The sequence below is a fragment of the Rhodanobacteraceae bacterium genome, assembly GCA_016713135.1.
Lineage (GTDB): Bacteria > Pseudomonadota > Gammaproteobacteria > Xanthomonadales > SZUA-5 > JADKFD01.
On record JADJPR010000004.1, the window covers coordinates 162,980 to 179,367 of the forward strand.

The following is a 16,388-nucleotide window of genomic DNA, read 5'->3' on the forward strand; positions in this document are numbered from 1 at the left end:
GATCCTGCGACCCACTTCTGTGCGCTGCGCGACCGAGCACCCGATGGACTACCTCCTGATCGCCGTCGTTGCCTTCGGCGCTTCATTGCTGACGCTGTATTCCGGTTTCGGCCTGGGCACGCTGTTGCTGCCGGCGTTCGCGCTGTTCGCGCCGCTGCCAGTCGCAATCGCTGCCACCGCGCTGGTGCACCTGGCCAACAACCTGTTCAAGGGCGCACTGCTGGCGCGCGCGGCTGATCGCCGCGTGTTGCTGCAGTTCCTGCCCACCGCGGTGCCGGCGGCCTTCGCGGGCGCCTGGCTGCTGGGGCAGTTGTCGCAGCTGCCGCCGTGGTTCAATTACGCGTTGGCCGGCCACGCGCTGGCGGTCGAACCGGTCAAGGCGGTGATCGGAGCCCTGATCCTCGCCTTCGTGGTGATCGAAGGACATCCGAAGATCAAGCACGCCCAGTTGCCGCCGCGCTGGATGCCGCTGGGCGGGCTGCTCAGTGGATTCTTCGGCGGATTGTCCGGCCATCAGGGCGCATTGCGCTCGATGTTCCTGGTCAAGTGTGGACTGGATGCGACTTCCTTCGTCGCCACCGGTGTGGTCATCGCCATCGCCATCGACCTCAGCCGGCTTGCGCTGTATGGCGGCAACCAGGCCGCGCTGCTGGCGACGGCACCGGAAGGGCTGCTGCAGTTGGTCGGAACTGCTTGCGTCGCGGCATTCGCCGGGGCCTGGCTCGGTACGCGCTGGCTGAAAAAGGCCAAGCTGCCGCTGGTGCAGCGCATCGTGGCGGTGGGCTTGGTTTTCGTCGGCGTGGGACTGATCAGCGGGGTTCTGTGACGCACTGCACTGCTCAGCAGGCGCTCGCGGCCACTACCCGGTGAACGCGCGCTGCGCGTACACCGGGCCGCGCGCCGTTCCCGCCGGCCCCATGCGTCATAATGGCCGGCTGACCGCTTTGAGCCGCAATCAATGAAAACCCCCAAGGGCCTGCAGCCGCTGTTGGACGACGGCCTGATCGACGAGGTGTTGCTGCCGCTGAAGAGCGGCAAGGAAGCGACCGTCTACGTCGTCCGCCGCGGCGACGAGCGCCTGTGCGCCAAGGTCTTCAAGGACATGGCGCAGCGCAGCTTCCAGGCGCGCGTGCAGTACCAGGAAGGGCGCCAGATCCGCGGCAGCCGCCAGGCACGCGCGATCAACCGCGGCAGCAAGTTCGGCCGCCGCGAGCAGGAAGTGGCCTGGAAAAACACCGAGGTGGATGCGCTGTACAAGCTGGCCGAGGCCGGCGTGTCGGTGCCGCGCCCGCACGGCTATTTCAACGGCGTGCTGCTGATGGCGATGGTCACCGACGAACACGGCGATCCCGCACCGCGCCTGGGCGAGGTTGAACTCACGCCTGCGCAGGCCGTGGACTACCACACGCGACTGGTGCGCGATGTCGTACGCATGCTCTGCCTCGGCCTGATCCATGGCGATCTGTCCGAGTTCAACGTGCTGGTCGAGCCGACCGGTCCGGTGATCATCGATCTGCCGCAGGTGGTCAGCGCCGCGGGCAACAACAATGCCCGCGCGATGCTCCTGCGCGATGTGCACAACCTGCGCGCCAGCCTCGCGCGCTTTGCGCCGGAGCTGATGGAGACCTACTTCGGCGAGGAGATGTGGGCGCTGTTCGAGGGCGGCCACTTGCAACCGGACAGCGAGCTCACCGGCCGCTTCGTGTTCGACGAGCACACCGCGGACGTGAACGCGGTGATGGAATCCATCGAGGACGCGCGCCAAGTGGCGCTGATCCGCCAGCAGGGGCGCGAGGAAGCCGAAGCGGCGGAGTAGCGCGGGCAACTCGCGAGTCGGGTGGAGTGCGGCGCGCGCATACGATGGAGACTGTGACGGTCGCGTATGCTTTGCGCCTCAGATCCCGGTCGGGATTCGCCCGAGCCTCCGCCATGTCGATTTCTCGTGCACTGCCCCACGCGCTCATCCTGTTGGCTGCGTGTTGCCTCGCATTGCACTCCGGGCCGGTCGGCGCCGCGCACCCGGTCGATGCCACCCGCGGCGTCGACGCGAGCGTCGACTATGCGGCGCTGGCCCTGATCGGCCCGTGGGATGACCGCAATTACCAACTGACCGCCGCGGATGTCGCCCTGCTGTCGGACGATGAGCGAAGCGCCCGGGACCCGATCCCGGCCTTCTTCCGAGTCGAACTCCGCCGCGCCAACCGGGAAATGCGCACGCAGGGTCCGGGGCAATACCCGCGCAGCGCCCTGCAGCGCTTCGAACGCAAGTACCACGGCTATCTGATCGACGGCCGCCTGTACCGCGAAGTGCGCGTGGCCGAGGATGGCAGCTTCGAGGTGGCGCTGGTCCGCGGCAAGACCGAGCAGCAGTGGCGCAAGGCCGCGCTCGCCAGCGAGATCCGCGTCAGCGGCCCGGCCCATGGCGGCGCCGAAACCGCCATCGCGATCAATCCGGTCAACACCAGCCGGGTCATCGCCGGTTCCAATGGTCCGTACCAGGGCCAGACCATGTGGTACTCGGCCGATTCGGGCAGCACCTGGACCCGCGCCGGCGATTTGCCGGGAGCCGACATCTGCTGCGACCCGACGGTGGCCTGGTCCGGCAGCGGGACGCGCGCGTACACGGCCACCCTCGGCAACGGCGTCTACGTGTACCGCTCGACCGACAACGGCCAAACCTGGAGCACGAATGTCGTCGTGCCCACGACCAACTCGCAGGTCGACAAGGAATACCTGCATGTCGATACGCATGCCGCGTCGCCGCGCTACGAGAACGTCTACATCTGCTGGCACCTCAACAACGTGCAGAAGTTCTCGCGCTCCACCGACATGGGCGTGAGCTTCAGTTCCCCGGTCACTTTCAACAGCGCGCCGACCGGCATCGGCTGCGACCTGACGTCCGACACCGCCGGCAACGTCTATTACTTCTATCCGGCTGATGGCGTGAAGCAGATCGTGCTGCTGAAATCCACCGACGGCGGTGCCAGCTTCGCGGCCCCGGTGGTGGTGGCCAACACCCAGGGCTCCTTCGACTTCCCGATTCCCGCGATGACGGCCCGCCACGCCTTCATCTACACCTCGGCGGACGTGGACCTCAGCAACAGCGCTTTTCGCGACACGATCTACGTGGCCTTCACCGATTCGACTGCTGCCACCAGCGGCACCGCGGCCAACAACCACGCGCGCATCCGGGTGGCGTGGTCGCGCAACGGCGGCAGCACCTGGCAGGTGCGCACGCCGCACGCCACCGCCGACGCCAACACGGTGGATCGCTTCCACCCCTGGCTCAAGGTGGACAACAATGGCCGTGTGCACGTGGTCTTCTACGACACCCGAAACAGTGCCAATCGCACCGGCGTCGACTTCTACTACAGCTATTCGGAAAACGGCGGCGATACCTGGAGCGCCCCGACGCGCCTGACCAGCATCAACATGCCCAAGCCGAGCGATGGCTTCGAATGGGGCGATTACAACGGCCTGGACATGGTGCTGACCCAGGCACTCGGCATCTACACGGACAATCGGACCGAGGAACCGGGTGCGAATACCGTCGACGCCTACGCGACCGGCAACTTCGCGGTGACGGGTGCTCTGCCGGCCGGCAACGCGATCTTCGCCAACGGCTTCGAATAAGGCCGTGGCCCACCCGCCAATGCGGGCGGATCAGCGACTGCAGCGGTGCGACAGCGGGTGGGCTTTCCCGTGGGCGAGGCCGCTGTCCAAAAGGTCGCGGCCCGGGTTCCCGGGCGGCAATCTAGTCCCACCCCTCGCGACTGTCGAGCACCCAGGCGATTGCGTTACTGCGTTCGTAGACCACCACGAAGTCCAGGCCTGCCGGATCAGGAAGGCCACGCATACGCGTCTCCCGCAGCTTCGCCGATGCATCCATCAGAGTGCGATCCAGCGTCTCTAGCTCGGGAAGCGGGCGCAGGCGCGCGCCCGCGAAGAATTCTTCGGGCGATCGCGCTGCCAGTTCGATCAACGGGCTGGCGATATTCGTCAGCGGCTGGTCCAGGGGCGGGCATTCGTCCAGACCCCCAAGTGCCCAGATGAGCACCATGAGGCCCTCGGCCCGCCAGCTGAAATCCACCCGAACTGCCTTGGCGGCGTGCCCCCGCGCCGCCATGAACTGGACCTCGTTGGGCGTGAAGTAGCGGGCGATACCATGGCGGGCAACCCAAACGTGCATCACGTCCAGTTGCTCCCGACGCGCTTCGTCGATGATTGCCATCAGCGCCAGCACGCGCTGCGCCACCTCGGTGGAGTTCCTGACCGGCATGCCTGCTCCACGAGTTTCCAGAAGGTCCAAGATAACCCGGCGTCGGGGAATCCGAAGGGCTTGGCGCGACTGACTGATTGCACTTGCAGGAGTCGAGTGGCGATCGCTTCGAGACGTCCCGGCCTGCGGCGCGAAGGCGCATGGTGGCTGCACGCGTTCCGGGTTCTTGCGCACGCATCCGGAGAACCGCCGCGCGGCAACGCAAATCAATGGCGCGCGACAGCTTCGCCAGGCTGATGAGTCCTACTTCTCCTGGCCGATGTGCCGGTCCAGGAAAGCGGTCAGGCGCTCGTAGTAGGCGCGCTGGTTCGCCTCGAGGTAGAAGCCGTGCCCCTCGCGGGGGACGTAAAGGGTCTCCACTGGCACTTTGGCCGCTTTCAGCGCGCGCTCCATGCGCTGGGTGTGGACCACCGGCGCCACCGGATCCTCCTCGCCCGCGACCAGCAGCACCGACACGCGGATGCGGTCGGCCAGCCGGGTGGGCGAGCGTTGCTCCAGCAACTCACCCGACCCCACCCAGTCCTCGGTCCAGCGCTTGGTCCACCCGGCGGTCCGCGCGTTCTTGCGCGCCACCAGGGTCAGATCGTAGACGCCCACGTAGCCCGCCACGCAGTGGAACAACTCAGGCTCGGCGACCGCGCCCATCAGCGCCGCGTACCCGCCGTAACTGCCGCCAACGAGCGCGATCCGCTCCGGATCGGCGATGCCGCGAGCGATTGCCCACCGCGCGGCGTCCGCGAGGTCCTGCTGCATGCGCCCGCCCCACTCGCGGGCGCCGGCGCGCATGTGCGCACGGCCGTAGTTGCCGGATCCGCGGTAATTGACCCGCAGCACGCTGTAGCCCGCGAGCGCCAGCACCTGGGTATCCAGGTCGTACTCCCAGCTGTCGAACACGCCGAACGGCCCGCCGTGCACCAGCAGCACCAGGGGTCCCGCCTGGTCCGCCGCCTGCGGACGCGTGAGGTAGCCGCGCAAGGCCAGGCCGTCGCTCGCCTCGATGTCGACGGCCTGGGCCGGACGCATCGCGTCGGCTTCCGCCTTGCCCAGCGCAAAGATGAATTCGGCCTTGCGTGCCTCGGTGTCGAACAGGAAGAAACGGCCGGGATCGCGGTCGCTGGATACCCGCAGGACCCAGAGGCGGTCGTCGCGCGTGCGCGATGCGATGCGCACCACGGCGCCCGGGAACGTCCGTTCGAGCCGGCGCTGGGCCTCCGCCTGGACGGATTCCGAGTCGAAATGGACCGTGCGGATGCCGTCGTCCATGAAGCGCGTGCCGACCACCGCGCCTTGGGCGTCGCTCACGATCTCGTAGGGGTCGACCCGCGGATCGCGCACCTGCGGGCGGCGCGCGCCGGTCGCGATGTTCCAGGCCTCGATGGTGTCCGGTCCCTGCGCCTGCTCGACTTGCAGGTAGGCGATGCTGTCGTCGGCGGAAAACCCGAGCGGGAACTCCGCCCGGCCACTGCTGTTCTCGTCATTCAGCAGCTGCCAGTCGGCGTCGTCGGCGGTGCGATGGTACAAACGGGTGGCGTTGTCGCTGCCGGCGCCGATGGCGAAGCGGATCTGCCCGCGGGTGTCCATCACGAAATGCGCACGTCGCACCGGCGCGCGGGCGACCAGGCGCCGCTTGCCACTGACCACGTTCATCCGCTCGACGCGGGTCAGCGGGTCGGCGCTGCCGTAGTCGGTGCGCGCGATCAGCACATGGCGGTCGTCGTCGACCAGGGTGTCGACCAGGTAGGCGCCGCTGAAATCGCCCAGGATGTTGATCCGCTCGCTGCCGACCGGGTCCTTGCCGATGCCCACGAGTGTGCGTGCGCCGCTGCCATCGGCATTGATCGCGTGCAGTTCGCCGGTCGGCACCGGGGTTTCGAGCGATCCCAGCCGGTCGGCCATCGCGACCACCACGCGCTGGTCATTGACCCACCAGAAGCCGGCGATGTCCGACCCTTCGGCACCGCTGACGCGTGCCTGCGGCTGCATGTCGCTGCGCCGGAAGATCACCAGGACCGTGCGGTCCTGCAGGCGGACCGTGGCGGCGTAGTGCTCGCCCGTCGGCGAGATCTTGATCGCCTCGAAGGTGCTGCGCGCCAGCAGCGGTTCCAGGTCGGCTGCGGCCACCAGCGCCGGAATGAACAGGCATGACGCACCGGCGATCAGCAGGGCAAGCAAGCGCATACGGGCAGCCATCGATGGGACGCGCGTTTTATAGCGCGTCGCACGGGTTCTGCCGCAATGCTGTCGCCGGGCGGCGCGCGGCTCAGGCCGCTTCGTCGCGGTACTCGTCCGGCGTCGGGCAGATGCACACCAGGTTGCGGTCGCCCCAGACGTTGTCGACGCGGCCGACCGGGCACCAGTACTTGTCCATCCGGTCCACGCCCGCCGGGAACACGCCTTCCTCGCGGCTGTACGGGCGCTGCCAGTCGTCCACCAGGTCATGCACGGTGTGCGGCGCGTGGCGCAGCGGCGATTGCTCGACCGGGTACTTGCCGGCCTCGACCGCCGCAATCTCCTGGCGGATCGCGATCAGCGCGTCGCAGAAGCGGTCGAGTTCGACCTTCGCTTCCGATTCAGTCGGCTCGATCATCAGCGTGCCGGGCACCGGGAAGCTCATGGTCGGCGCGTGGAAGCCGTAGTCGATCAGGCGCTTGGCGATGTCGTCGACGGTCACCCCGGCCTTGTCCTTGAGCGGGCGCGGATCGACGATGCATTCGTGCGCGACGCGGCCGCGGTCGTTCTTGTAGAGCACCGGGAAGTGCGCATCCAGGCGCGCCGCGATGTAGTTCGCGTTGAGGATCGCGATCTCGGTGGCGCGCGTCAGGCCGGCGCCGCCCATCATCAGGATGTAGGCATAGCTGATCGGCAGGATCGAGGCCGAGCCATAGGGCGCGGCCGACACCGGGCCCACCGGTGCGCTGCCGCCGTCCAGCACCGGATGGCCGGGCAGGAAGGGCGCCAGGTGCGCCTTGACGCCGATCGGGCCCATGCCCGGGCCGCCGCCGCCGTGCGGGATGCAGAAGGTCTTGTGCAGGTTCAGGTGGCTGACGTCCGCGCCGTAGTCGCCGGGGCGCGACAGGCCGACCTGCGCGTTCATGTTGGCGCCGTCCAGGTACACCTGGCCGCCGTGCTGGTGGACGATGGCGCAGATCTCGCTGATCGCTTCCTCGAACACGCCGTGGGTGGACGGGTAGGTGACCATCAGCGCGGCCAGGTTGGCCGAGTGCTTCTCCGCCTTGCTGCGCAGGTCGGCCACGTCGACATTGCCGTGCGCATCGCAGTTGACCACCACCACGTCCATGCCGACCATCTGCGCCGAGGCCGGGTTGGTGCCGTGCGCGCTGGACGGGATCAGGCAGACCCGGCGATGGCCTTCGCCGCGCGCCAGGTGGTAGCCGCGGATGGCCAGCAGGCCGGCGTACTCGCCTTGCGCGCCCGAGTTGGGCTGCAGCGAGACCGCGTCGTAGCCGGTGATCGCGCACAGCCAGCGCTTGAGGTCCTCGAACATCTCGGCGTAACCGTGCGCCTGGTCGGCCGGCGCGAACGGGTGCAGCGCGCCGAACTCCGGGCCAGGTGACCGGGATCATCTCGGCGGTGGCGTTGAGCTTCATGGTGCAGGAGCCCAGCGGGATCATCGCGCGGTCCAGCGCCAGGTCGCGGTCCGCCAGCTTGCGCAGGTAGCGCAGCATCTCGGTTTCCGAGTGGTAGCGGCTGAACACCGGGTGCTTCAGGCAATCGCCCTGGCGCAGCAGCGCGGCGGGGATGGCGCTGGCGGCGCCGGCTTCCACGTCCGTATAGCCGAGCGCGCCGCCAAAGACCTGCCAGACGGCCTCGATGGTGGCTGGCGTGGTGGTCTCGTCGACATTGATCGCCAGCGCGCCGCCATCGAGGACGCGCAGATTGATCTTCGCGGCCAGCGCGTGCTCGACGATGGCCTGCTGGCGCTCGCCGGCGTCCACCGTGATGCAGTCGAAGAACTGCGCGCTGCGCGGAGCGAAGCCGAGCTTGGCCAGGCCGGCGGCCAGCGTCGCGGCGCGCCGGTGCACGCCTTCCGCGATGGCGCGCAGCCCCTTGGGGCCGTGGTAGACCGCGTACATCGAGGCGATCACCGCCAGCAGCACCTGCGCGGTGCAGATGTTGGAGGTGGCCTTTTCGCGGCGGATATGCTGCTCGCGGGTCTGCAGCGCCAGGCGGTAGGCCGGCTTGCCGCGGCTGTCGATCGACACGCCGATCAGGCGGCCGGGGATCGAGCGCTTGAGCGCATCGCGCACCGCCATGTAGGCAGCGTGCGGGCCGCCAAAGCCCATCGGCACGCCGAAGCGCTGGGTGGAGCCGATCGCCATGTCGGCACCGAGTTCGCCCGGCGGCGTCAGCATGCACAGCGCCAGCGGATCGGCCGCCATGATCGCCAGCGCGCCGGCCGCCTTGAGCTTCGCGATCACCGCGCGATGGTCGCGCAGCGCGCCCTGCGAGCCGGGGTATTGCAGCAGCGCGCCGAATACCAGCGTCGGGTCGAGGTCCTTCTCCGGATCGCCCACCACCACGGTCCAGCCCAGCGGCTCGGCGCGGGTGCGCAGCACGGCGATGGTCTGCGGGTGGCAGTCGGCATCGACGAAGAAGGCATTCAGCTTGGTCTTGACGCTGCGCTGGGCCACCGCCATCGCCTCGGCGGCGGCAGTGCCTTCGTCCAGCAGCGAGGCGTTGGCGACATCCAGGCCGGTCAGTTCGGTGATCATGGTCTGATAGTTCAGCAGCGCCTCCAGCCGGCCCTGGCTGATCTCCGGCTGGTACGGCGTGTACGCGGTGTACCAGGCCGGGTTTTCCAGGATGTTGCGCAGGATGACCAGCGGCGTGTGCGTGCCGTGGTAGCCCTGGCCGATCAGCGAGGTCATCACCTGGTTGCGCGCAGCGATCTGGCGCATGCGTGCGAGCGCCTCAGGTTCGGACAATGCCGGGCCCACATCCAGCGGAGCCTTCTGGCGGATCGAGCCCGGGACCGTCTGTGCCATCAGCTCATCGAGCGACGACGCGCCCACCGCCGCGAGCATTTCCGCGGTTTCCTGGGGCGAGGGGCCAATGTGGCGATGCTGGAAATCGGAAACGACAGACGGCGTGGTGCTCATACAGGACTCCGAGGACGGGCTGAGGCAGGGAAACGCGGCGCGTGTCCCGTGTGCCCCATCTGTCTCGGTTGCCTGAGAGCGTGACCCCTTCGGCGGACGTCGCGGGCGACGCCTCTTTCCAGATGCTTGCGCTGCCGTGCGGTCCTTTGGCCTGAGAGTTTCCGGGGCGGTTGCTCCTTCGGCGCCGGACTAATCCGGTCTCTCCCACGCGGCGGGGGAAGGCTAGCACAGGGGCTGTCGATGCGGTTGTCGGGCGAGGGGGGGGCGCGGGCCGCGCGGGTCCGCCCTGACATCTGCCAGCAAGACATGCGGCGACCATGGGTCGGGATCCGGCGGCAGGGCGCTGCACGAGCAGGCCTTGCCGGCCGGCCGACCTGGGCAGCAACGGGCAGGGAGTCCGGTGGTACCCGCCCGGCCCCCCGCCCCAGGCCCCCCCCCCCCAGGGGCCCCCCTTGTCGAGCCGCGAGCGGCCGGTGGGCAGTGCCAACCCTCGCCGATCCTGATCGACGCCATGGCACGAATCGAGGCGAGTTATTGACGGCGGCCTGCATCCGCGGTCGTCGTTGAGCGCAACCCGGGTGGCAGGAGCCGGGTCTGCGCGCCCGCTGGATGCCGCTCGTCAGCCCGTCCCGCGCGGCCGGGCGTGGCATCCCAGCCAATGGTCGTTGACCAATCCCACTGCCTGCATGAAGGCATACATGATCGTGCTGCCGATGAACTTGAAGCCGCGCTTGCCGAGGTCCTTGCTCAGGCGGTCGGACAGTTCGGTGCGGGCGGGCACGTCGCGCATCTCGCGGCGCTGGCCGTCGATGGGCTGGCCGTCCACCCAGCGCCAGAAATAGGCGTCCAGGCTGCCGAACTCGCGCTGCAGCGCCAGCGCGGCGCGCGCGTTGCCGCGCACCGACCAGACCTTCAGCCGATTGCGCACGATGCCGGGGTCGGCCAGGCGCGCTTCCAGGTCCGCCTCGCTCAGCGCCGCCAGGCGCTCAAGGTCGTAGTCGAGGAACACCCGCGCGTAGCCCGCGCGCTTGGCCAGCACGGTGCGCCAGGACAGGCCGGCCTGCGCCCCTTCCAGGGTCAGGAACTCGAACAGGGTGCGGTCATCGTGCACCGGCACACCCCATTCGCGGTCGTGGTACTCGGCTTCGAGGTCGGAGCCATTGGCCCAGGCGCAGCGCTGCAGGGTCATCGGGATTCGTCGCAGGTGGCTGAGGGGCGATCCTAACGCCTCGCCCGGCCATCCCGGCGCCGGCTTCCCGGACCTTCCTGCCAGCGGGCCTGCGCCAGCCTAGACTGCGGGCACCCGAACCAGGAGCGCGCCCATGAGCGGATCGCCGCAATACCGTGTCGAAAAAGACAGCATGGGCGAGCTGCGGGTGCCCGCCGATGCGCTGTGGGGCGCGCAGACCCAGCGGGCCATCGACAACTTCCCGATCAGCGGCCAGGGGCTGCCGCGCGGTTTCATCCGTGCGCTGGGGCTGGTCAAGGCCGCCGCGGCCAGCGTCAATGCGCGGCTGGGCTATCTGGATGCCGAACGGGCGGCGGCGATCCGGGCGGCGGCGCTGGCGGTGGCGCAGGGCGCGCACGACGATGCCTTCCCGGTGGACGTGTTCCAGACCGGCTCGGGCACCTCCAGCAACATGAACGCGAACGAGGTGATCGCGACCCTGGCGACCCGCGCCGCGGGTGTGGCGGTGCACCCGAATGACCACGTGAACGCCCGCCAGTCGTCCAATGATGTGATCCCGACGGCGATCCAGCTGGGCGCCGTGCTGCTGGCCGAAGAGGCGCTGTTCCCGGCGCTGGATGAACTGATCGACAGCATCGACCGCCGCGCCGACGAGTTCGCCGACGTGGCCAAGACCGGCCGCACGCACCTGATGGATGCGATGCCGCTGACGCTGGGTCAGGAACTCGGCTGCTGGGCGGCGCAATTGCGCAGCGCGCGCGAGCGCATCGGCGACACGCTGAAGCGCGTGCGCCGGCTGCCGGTCGGCGGCACCGCCATCGGCACCGGCATCAATGCCGATCCGGCCTTCGCGTCGGCGGTCTGCGCCGAGCTGACGGCAGTCACCGGGCGCCCCTTCGAATCCGCGCGCAATTTGTTCGAGGGCATCGCGGCCAAGGACGAATGCGTCGAGTTGTCCGGGCAGCTCAAGGCGCTGGCCTGCGCGCTGATGAAGATCGCCAACGATCTGCGCTGGATGAATTCCGGGCCGCTGGCCGGGCTGGGCGAGATCGCGCTGCCGGCGCTGCAGCCGGGCTCGTCGATCATGCCCGGCAAGGTCAACCCGGTGATTCCGGAGGCGGTCTGCATGGTGGCCGCGCAGGTGATCGGCAACGATGCGGCGATCACCGTCGCCGGTCAGTCCGGCAATTTCCAGCTGAACGTGATGCTGCCGCTGATCGCGCGCAACCTGCTGGAGTCGCTCAGTCTGCTGGCGAACGCGATGCCGCTGCTCGGCGACCGCTGCATCGCCGGCTTCCAGGTGCGCCGTGAGCGCATCGACGAAGCGCTGGCGCGCAGCCCGATCCTGGTGACCGCGCTGAACCCGGTGATTGGCTACGAACTCGGCGCCGCCACCGCCAAGCGCGCCTACGCCGAAGGTCGCCCGATCCTCGATGTGGCCCGCGAAACCACCGGGTTGCCGGAACAGCGCCTGCGCGACCTGATGGACCCGCTGGACCTGACCCGTGGCGGAGTGCGCGGGAGTGTGGCGGGCGGCGGGTGAGGCGAGAGCCGGTGTTGGTGTGAGTGGTTGGTGTTGGTCAGGGCAGCGCGCGGGGCGACGTGCGGCTCCGCTCTTCCAACACCAACACCAACAGCCAACACCAGGCCATCTCACGCGGTCGCCGATCGCGCCGCCAGGCTCAGCCGCCCACCAGCCCCTCGCGCTCGATGAAGGCCACCACGTCGGCGAGGCCCTGCTGACGACGCAGATCGGTCATCACGAAGGGTTTGTCGCCGCGCATGCGCAGGGTGTCGCTGCGCATGATGTCGAGGTTGGCGCCGACATGCGGCGCGAGGTCGGTCTTGTTGATCACCAGCAGGTCGGAGCGGGTGATGCCGGGACCGCCCTTGCGCGGGATCTTCTTGCCGCCGGCCACGTCGATCACGTAGATCGTCAGGTCCGAGAGCTCCGGCGAGAAGGTTGCGGCGAGGTTGTCGCCACCGGATTCGATGAACACGATGTCGGCGTCGGGAAAGGCATCCAGCATGCGTTCGATCGCTTCCAGGTTGATCGATGCGTCCTCGCGGATGGCGGTGTGCGGACAGCCGCCGGTTTCGACGCCGAGGATGCGCTCGGGCGGCAGCGCGCCCGAGACCGTCAGCAGGCGCTGATCTTCCTTGGTGTAGATGTCGTTGGTGATGGCAACCAGCTCATGCCGCGTGCGCATCGATTTGCACAGCATTTCCAGCAAGGTGGTCTTGCCCGAACCCACGGGCCCGCCGATGCCGACGCGCAACGGGGGAAGGGGACGGGTGCGGCGCTGGCTCCAGTGCGACATGGGCATCCTCAGGAACGGAACAATCGGGAGTACTGGGTTTCGTGCTGGGCCGAACGGATGGCCAGCATCGGTGCGAAGTGGGCGATCGTGTCCTCGGTGCTTGCCAGCGCTTGCGCGATCGCCATGGGCAAGCGCAGCGCCAGTCGGCGCAGCAACGCCTGGCCCTGGGTCTGGCCCAGCGGCACCAGTTTGACCGCCGCAGTGGAGAGGTTTTCCAGCAAGCCCCAGGCCGCGGCATGCAGGCCGATGGCCGGCGACAGCCTGAGCGCGCGCGCGGCCAGTGCATGCGTCGTGGCGTAGGCGAGCGGCTGCAACATGGCCAGCAGCTCGCGCTGGTCCTGGCGCAGCGCCGGCACGGCGGGCAGCGCAAGCAGCCATTTCCGCAGCGAATGCCCGGTCTGGGTGCATTCGAGCAGCAACTCGCTGCTCTCGCGCACCGCGAGCAGGCGATCGTTGAGCGCCGAGACTTCGCCCGCATCCGCGCGCTCCCAGGCCGCGTGCAGGCGCAGCCAGAGCGGCGCCTCGCCGGCCACCCAGCAGAGCGAGAGGTAGTCGCCGATCCAGTGCTCGGCGGATTGCACATCGCGGACCACGCCGGCATCGACCGCGGCCTCCAGGCCCAGCGAATGGCTGAAGGCGCCGATGGGCAGGGCGGCGGATCCGAGTTGCAGCAGGGCCGGGAGGCAGGCGAGGTCCGGACCAGCGGCGCCGGGTGGGAGCGGGCTTTGCGCGCCAGCGCCCAGCGGCTGTGGGGAAAGAACTCGGCTGCAGCCAATCTCATTGAACATACTTCAAGTCACTGAGCCGACGAATATTTTTGTCCGCAAAGGACGCCAAGGACGCAAAGAAGAGCGAAGGCACGTGTCAGAGTGACCAGCGCGATGGAAAGCCCACGCAGCTTGGCTCCTGCTTTCTTTGCGTCCTTGGCGCCCTTTGCGGACAGGAAAATTGACCGGAACTGCGCGAGGGTTCGATGCGCGAACAAGCGCACCGGCCAGGGTCGCCCCAACTCCCACAAGAGCGCGGTTGAAATCTCGGCGCCACGCGTCGCGCCGAGCGGACAGGCGCTGCGGCGCCACCGCACGGCCTAGGCGGCGCCGACGCACGCGGAGTCTCCGTCGCCGCCATCCGGATGCGGGTGTGGATGCGGATGGTCGTGGTGGTGCGCAAACAGTGACTGCGCCAGCCGGTGGTCATCGGCGAAGGTCGCGTCGTGCCCGTGCCGATGGCCGCCCCCGTAGGCACCGGTTTCCGGCTGGAACGGCCACTGCGCGTGTTCGCAGCGGACGCCGATCTGGAGCAGCATGGCTTCCAGCACCGGGTCGGGTTCGATGGCCAGGTACCCGTCGCCCACCTCCACGGCCACATGGCGGTTGCCCAGGTGGTAGGCGGCGCGCGCCTGCGTGGTGGCGTCGTCCGCACTGATCCGCAGCACGGTCTCCGGCGCGGCGCAGACCTCGAAGCGCCGGCCATCATCGGCCAGCAACTGATCGCCGGGTTCCAGCGTGGTCCCGGGCGGCAATGCGATGCCCAGCTCCACGCCATCCAGCAAGATCCGCTGCCGGCTGCACCTTCGCTGCGCGGCGGTCAGCTCCAGCGCCTGCGCGGCCAGCGCGTCGGGGATGCATTCAGAGGCGGGGATGCGGGTGCGGATTAGCATGGGATGGTGAGTGGTGAGTAGCGTAGGCCGGGGTACGCGCAGCGTTCCCCGGCGCTCCATGGCCGGTGAATCGCTGCGCGATACACCGGCCTACGCGGGCTTGCTTTGCCGCTCAAAACAGGAAATACCGCTGCGCCATCGGCAGCACCTGCGCCGGCTCGCACCACAGGGCGACGCCATCGGCATGCACCACGTAGGTTTGCGGGTCGACGCGGATCTCCGGGGTGGCGCTGTTGTGGATCATGTCGGCCTTGCGGATGCGGCGGCAGGCCTGCACCGCGACCAGGGGCTTGTGCAGTCCGAGGCGTTCGCCGATGCCGGCGGCCAGCGCGGACTGGGAGACGAAGGTCAGCGCGCTGTGCATGAGGTTGCGCCCGGCGGCGGCGAACATCGGGCGGTAATGCACCGGCTGCGGCGTCGGGATCGAGGCGTTCGGATCGCCCATCGGGGCCATCGCGATGCTGCCGCCCTTCAGGACCAGGCTGGGTTTGACGCCGAAGAAGGCCGGGCGCCAGAGCACCAGGTCGGCCCATTTGCCGATCTCCACCGAGCCGACTTTGCGGCTGATGCCGTGGGTGATCGCCGGATTGATCGTGACCTTCGCGAGGTAGCGCTTGACCCGTGAGTTGTCGTGGCGCGCCGGGTCCCCGGGCAGGCTTCCGCGCTGCAGCTTCATCTTGTGCGCGGTCTGGAAGGTGCGCAGGATCACCTCGCCCACGCGGCCCATCGCCTGGCTGTCGCTGGAGACCATCGAGAACGCGCCGATATCGTGCAGGATGTCCTCGGCGGCGATGGTTTCGCGGCGGATGCGGCTCTCGGCAAAGGCCACGTCCTCGGCGATCGCCGGATCGAGGTGGTGGCAGACCATCAGCATGTCGAGGTGTTCGTCGAGCGTGTTGACGGTGTACGGGCGGGTCGGGTTGGTCGACGAGGGCAGCACGTTCGGCAGCATCGCCGCCTTGATGATGTCCGGCGCATGGCCGCCGCCCGCGCCCTCGGTGTGATAGGTGTGGATGGTGCGGCCCTTGAAGGCCGCCAGGGTGGTTTCGACGAAGCCCGATTCATTCAGCGTGTCGGTGTGGATGGCGATCTGGGTGTCGCTGTCCTCGGCCACGCCGAGCGCGCAGTCGATGGCAGCCGGCGTGGTGCCCCAGTCCTCATGCAGCTTGAGGCCGATGGCGCCGGCGTCGATCTGCTCGTGCAGGGCCGCGGGCAGGCTGGCATTGCCCTTGCCGAGGAAGCCCAGGTTCATCGGAAAGGCCTCGGCGGCCTGCAGCATGCGCGTCAAATGCCAGGGGCCCGGGGTGCAGGTGGTCGCGTTGGTGCCGGCCGCCGGGCCGGTGCCGCCGCCGAGCATCGAGGTAATGCCAGCCGCGAGCGCTTCCTCGATCTGCTGCGGGCAGATGAAATGGATATGGGTGTCGATGGCGCCCGCGGTCAGCAGCAATCCCTCGCCGGCGATGATCTCGGTGCCGGGGCCGATGACGATGTTCACGCCCGGCTGGATATCCGGATTGCCGGCCTTGCCGATGCCGCTGATGCGGCCACCCTTCAGGCCCACATCCGCCTTGACGATGCCCCAATGGTCCACGATCAGCGCATTGGTGATGACGGTGTCCGCGCACTCGGCGCTGATCCGCTGGCTCTGGCCCATGCCGTCGCGAATCACCTTGCCGCCGCCGAACTTCACCTCCTCGCCGTAGACCGTGAAGTCGCGTTCGACCTCGATGACCAGCGCGGTGTCGGCCAGGCGCACGCGATCGCCCACCGTGGGGCCGTACATCTCGGCATAGGCCTGGCGAGAGATGCTCATTCGAGC

At 68.6% G+C, this 16,388-nt stretch carries 11 protein-coding genes, 1 pseudogene and 1 riboswitch; of the genes and pseudogenes, 4 read left to right on the forward strand and 8 right to left on the reverse strand.

The window, feature by feature from the left end; all coding sequences use genetic code 11:
* Nucleotides 1-43: 43 nt before the first annotated feature.
* The 3 genes from IPK27_06480 (at nt 44) to IPK27_06490 (ending at nt 3,633) form a co-directional block, all read left to right on the forward strand.
* Nucleotides 44-826 (forward strand): sulfite exporter TauE/SafE family protein, encoded by a 783-nt coding sequence (locus tag IPK27_06480; GenBank protein ID MBK8067268.1) that lies wholly within the window; start codon nt 44-46, stop codon nt 824-826.
* Between the two features lie 132 nt (nt 827-958).
* Nucleotides 959-1,816, forward strand: a complete 858-nt coding sequence (locus IPK27_06485) for a serine protein kinase RIO (GenBank protein MBK8067269.1) — start codon at nt 959-961, stop codon at nt 1,814-1,816.
* A 113-nt stretch (nt 1,817-1,929) separates the two neighbouring features.
* On the forward strand, nt 1,930-3,633 hold the full coding sequence (locus IPK27_06490; protein ID MBK8067270.1) for an exo-alpha-sialidase: 1,704 nt from the start codon (nt 1,930-1,932) through the stop codon (nt 3,631-3,633).
* Nucleotides 3,634-3,754: 121 nt separating this feature from the next.
* On the opposite strand, the gene IPK27_06495 is transcribed toward IPK27_06490, so the two are convergent.
* The 4 genes and pseudogenes from IPK27_06495 to IPK27_06510 form a co-directional block, all read right to left on the reverse strand.
* Nucleotides 3,755-4,279, reverse strand: a complete 525-nt coding sequence (locus tag IPK27_06495; GenBank protein ID MBK8067271.1) for a DUF4272 domain-containing protein — start codon at nt 4,277-4,279, stop codon at nt 3,755-3,757.
* Nucleotides 4,280-4,522: 243 nt separating this feature from the next.
* The gene (locus IPK27_06500; GenBank protein ID MBK8067272.1) at nt 4,523-6,400 is read right to left on the reverse strand and encodes a S9 family peptidase; all 1,878 of its coding nucleotides are present in this window, start codon (nt 6,398-6,400) and stop codon (nt 4,523-4,525) included.
* Between the two features lie 139 nt (nt 6,401-6,539).
* Nucleotides 6,540-9,399 (reverse strand): annotated as a pseudogene (gene gcvP, locus IPK27_06505) (aminomethyl-transferring glycine dehydrogenase).
* Nucleotides 9,400-9,528: 129 nt separating this feature from the next.
* A riboswitch (glycine riboswitch) is annotated at nt 9,529-9,616 on the reverse strand.
* A 402-nt stretch (nt 9,617-10,018) separates the two neighbouring features.
* A complete protein-coding gene (locus IPK27_06510; GenBank protein MBK8067273.1) occupies nt 10,019-10,588 on the reverse strand; it encodes a DNA-3-methyladenine glycosylase I in 570 nt (189 codons plus the stop codon).
* 133 nt (nt 10,589-10,721) lie between these two features.
* Between IPK27_06510 and IPK27_06515 the strand changes: the two genes are divergently transcribed.
* Nucleotides 10,722-12,131 carry a class II fumarate hydratase gene (locus IPK27_06515; protein ID MBK8067274.1) on the forward strand — a complete coding sequence of 470 codons (1,410 nt, stop codon included), beginning with the start codon at nt 10,722-10,724 and terminating at the stop codon, nt 12,129-12,131.
* A 139-nt stretch (nt 12,132-12,270) separates the two neighbouring features.
* Here IPK27_06515 and ureG read toward each other — a convergent pair whose 3' ends face one another.
* From ureG to ureC, 4 genes are all read right to left on the reverse strand, one after another.
* On the reverse strand, nt 12,271-12,915 hold the full coding sequence (ureG, locus tag IPK27_06520; protein MBK8067275.1) for an urease accessory protein UreG: 645 nt from the start codon (nt 12,913-12,915) through the stop codon (nt 12,271-12,273).
* Between the two features lie 2 nt (nt 12,916-12,917).
* Complete coding sequence (locus tag IPK27_06525) at nt 12,918-13,697, reverse strand: urease accessory protein UreF (GenBank protein MBK8067276.1); 780 nt, start codon at nt 13,695-13,697, stop codon at nt 12,918-12,920.
* Between the two features lie 299 nt (nt 13,698-13,996).
* Nucleotides 13,997-14,569, reverse strand: a complete 573-nt coding sequence (ureE, locus tag IPK27_06530) for an urease accessory protein UreE (protein ID MBK8067277.1) — start codon at nt 14,567-14,569, stop codon at nt 13,997-13,999.
* Nucleotides 14,570-14,681: 112 nt separating this feature from the next.
* On the reverse strand, nt 14,682-16,382 hold the full coding sequence (gene ureC / locus IPK27_06535; protein MBK8067278.1) for an urease subunit alpha: 1,701 nt from the start codon (nt 16,380-16,382) through the stop codon (nt 14,682-14,684).
* Nucleotides 16,383-16,388: the final 6 nt, after the last annotated feature.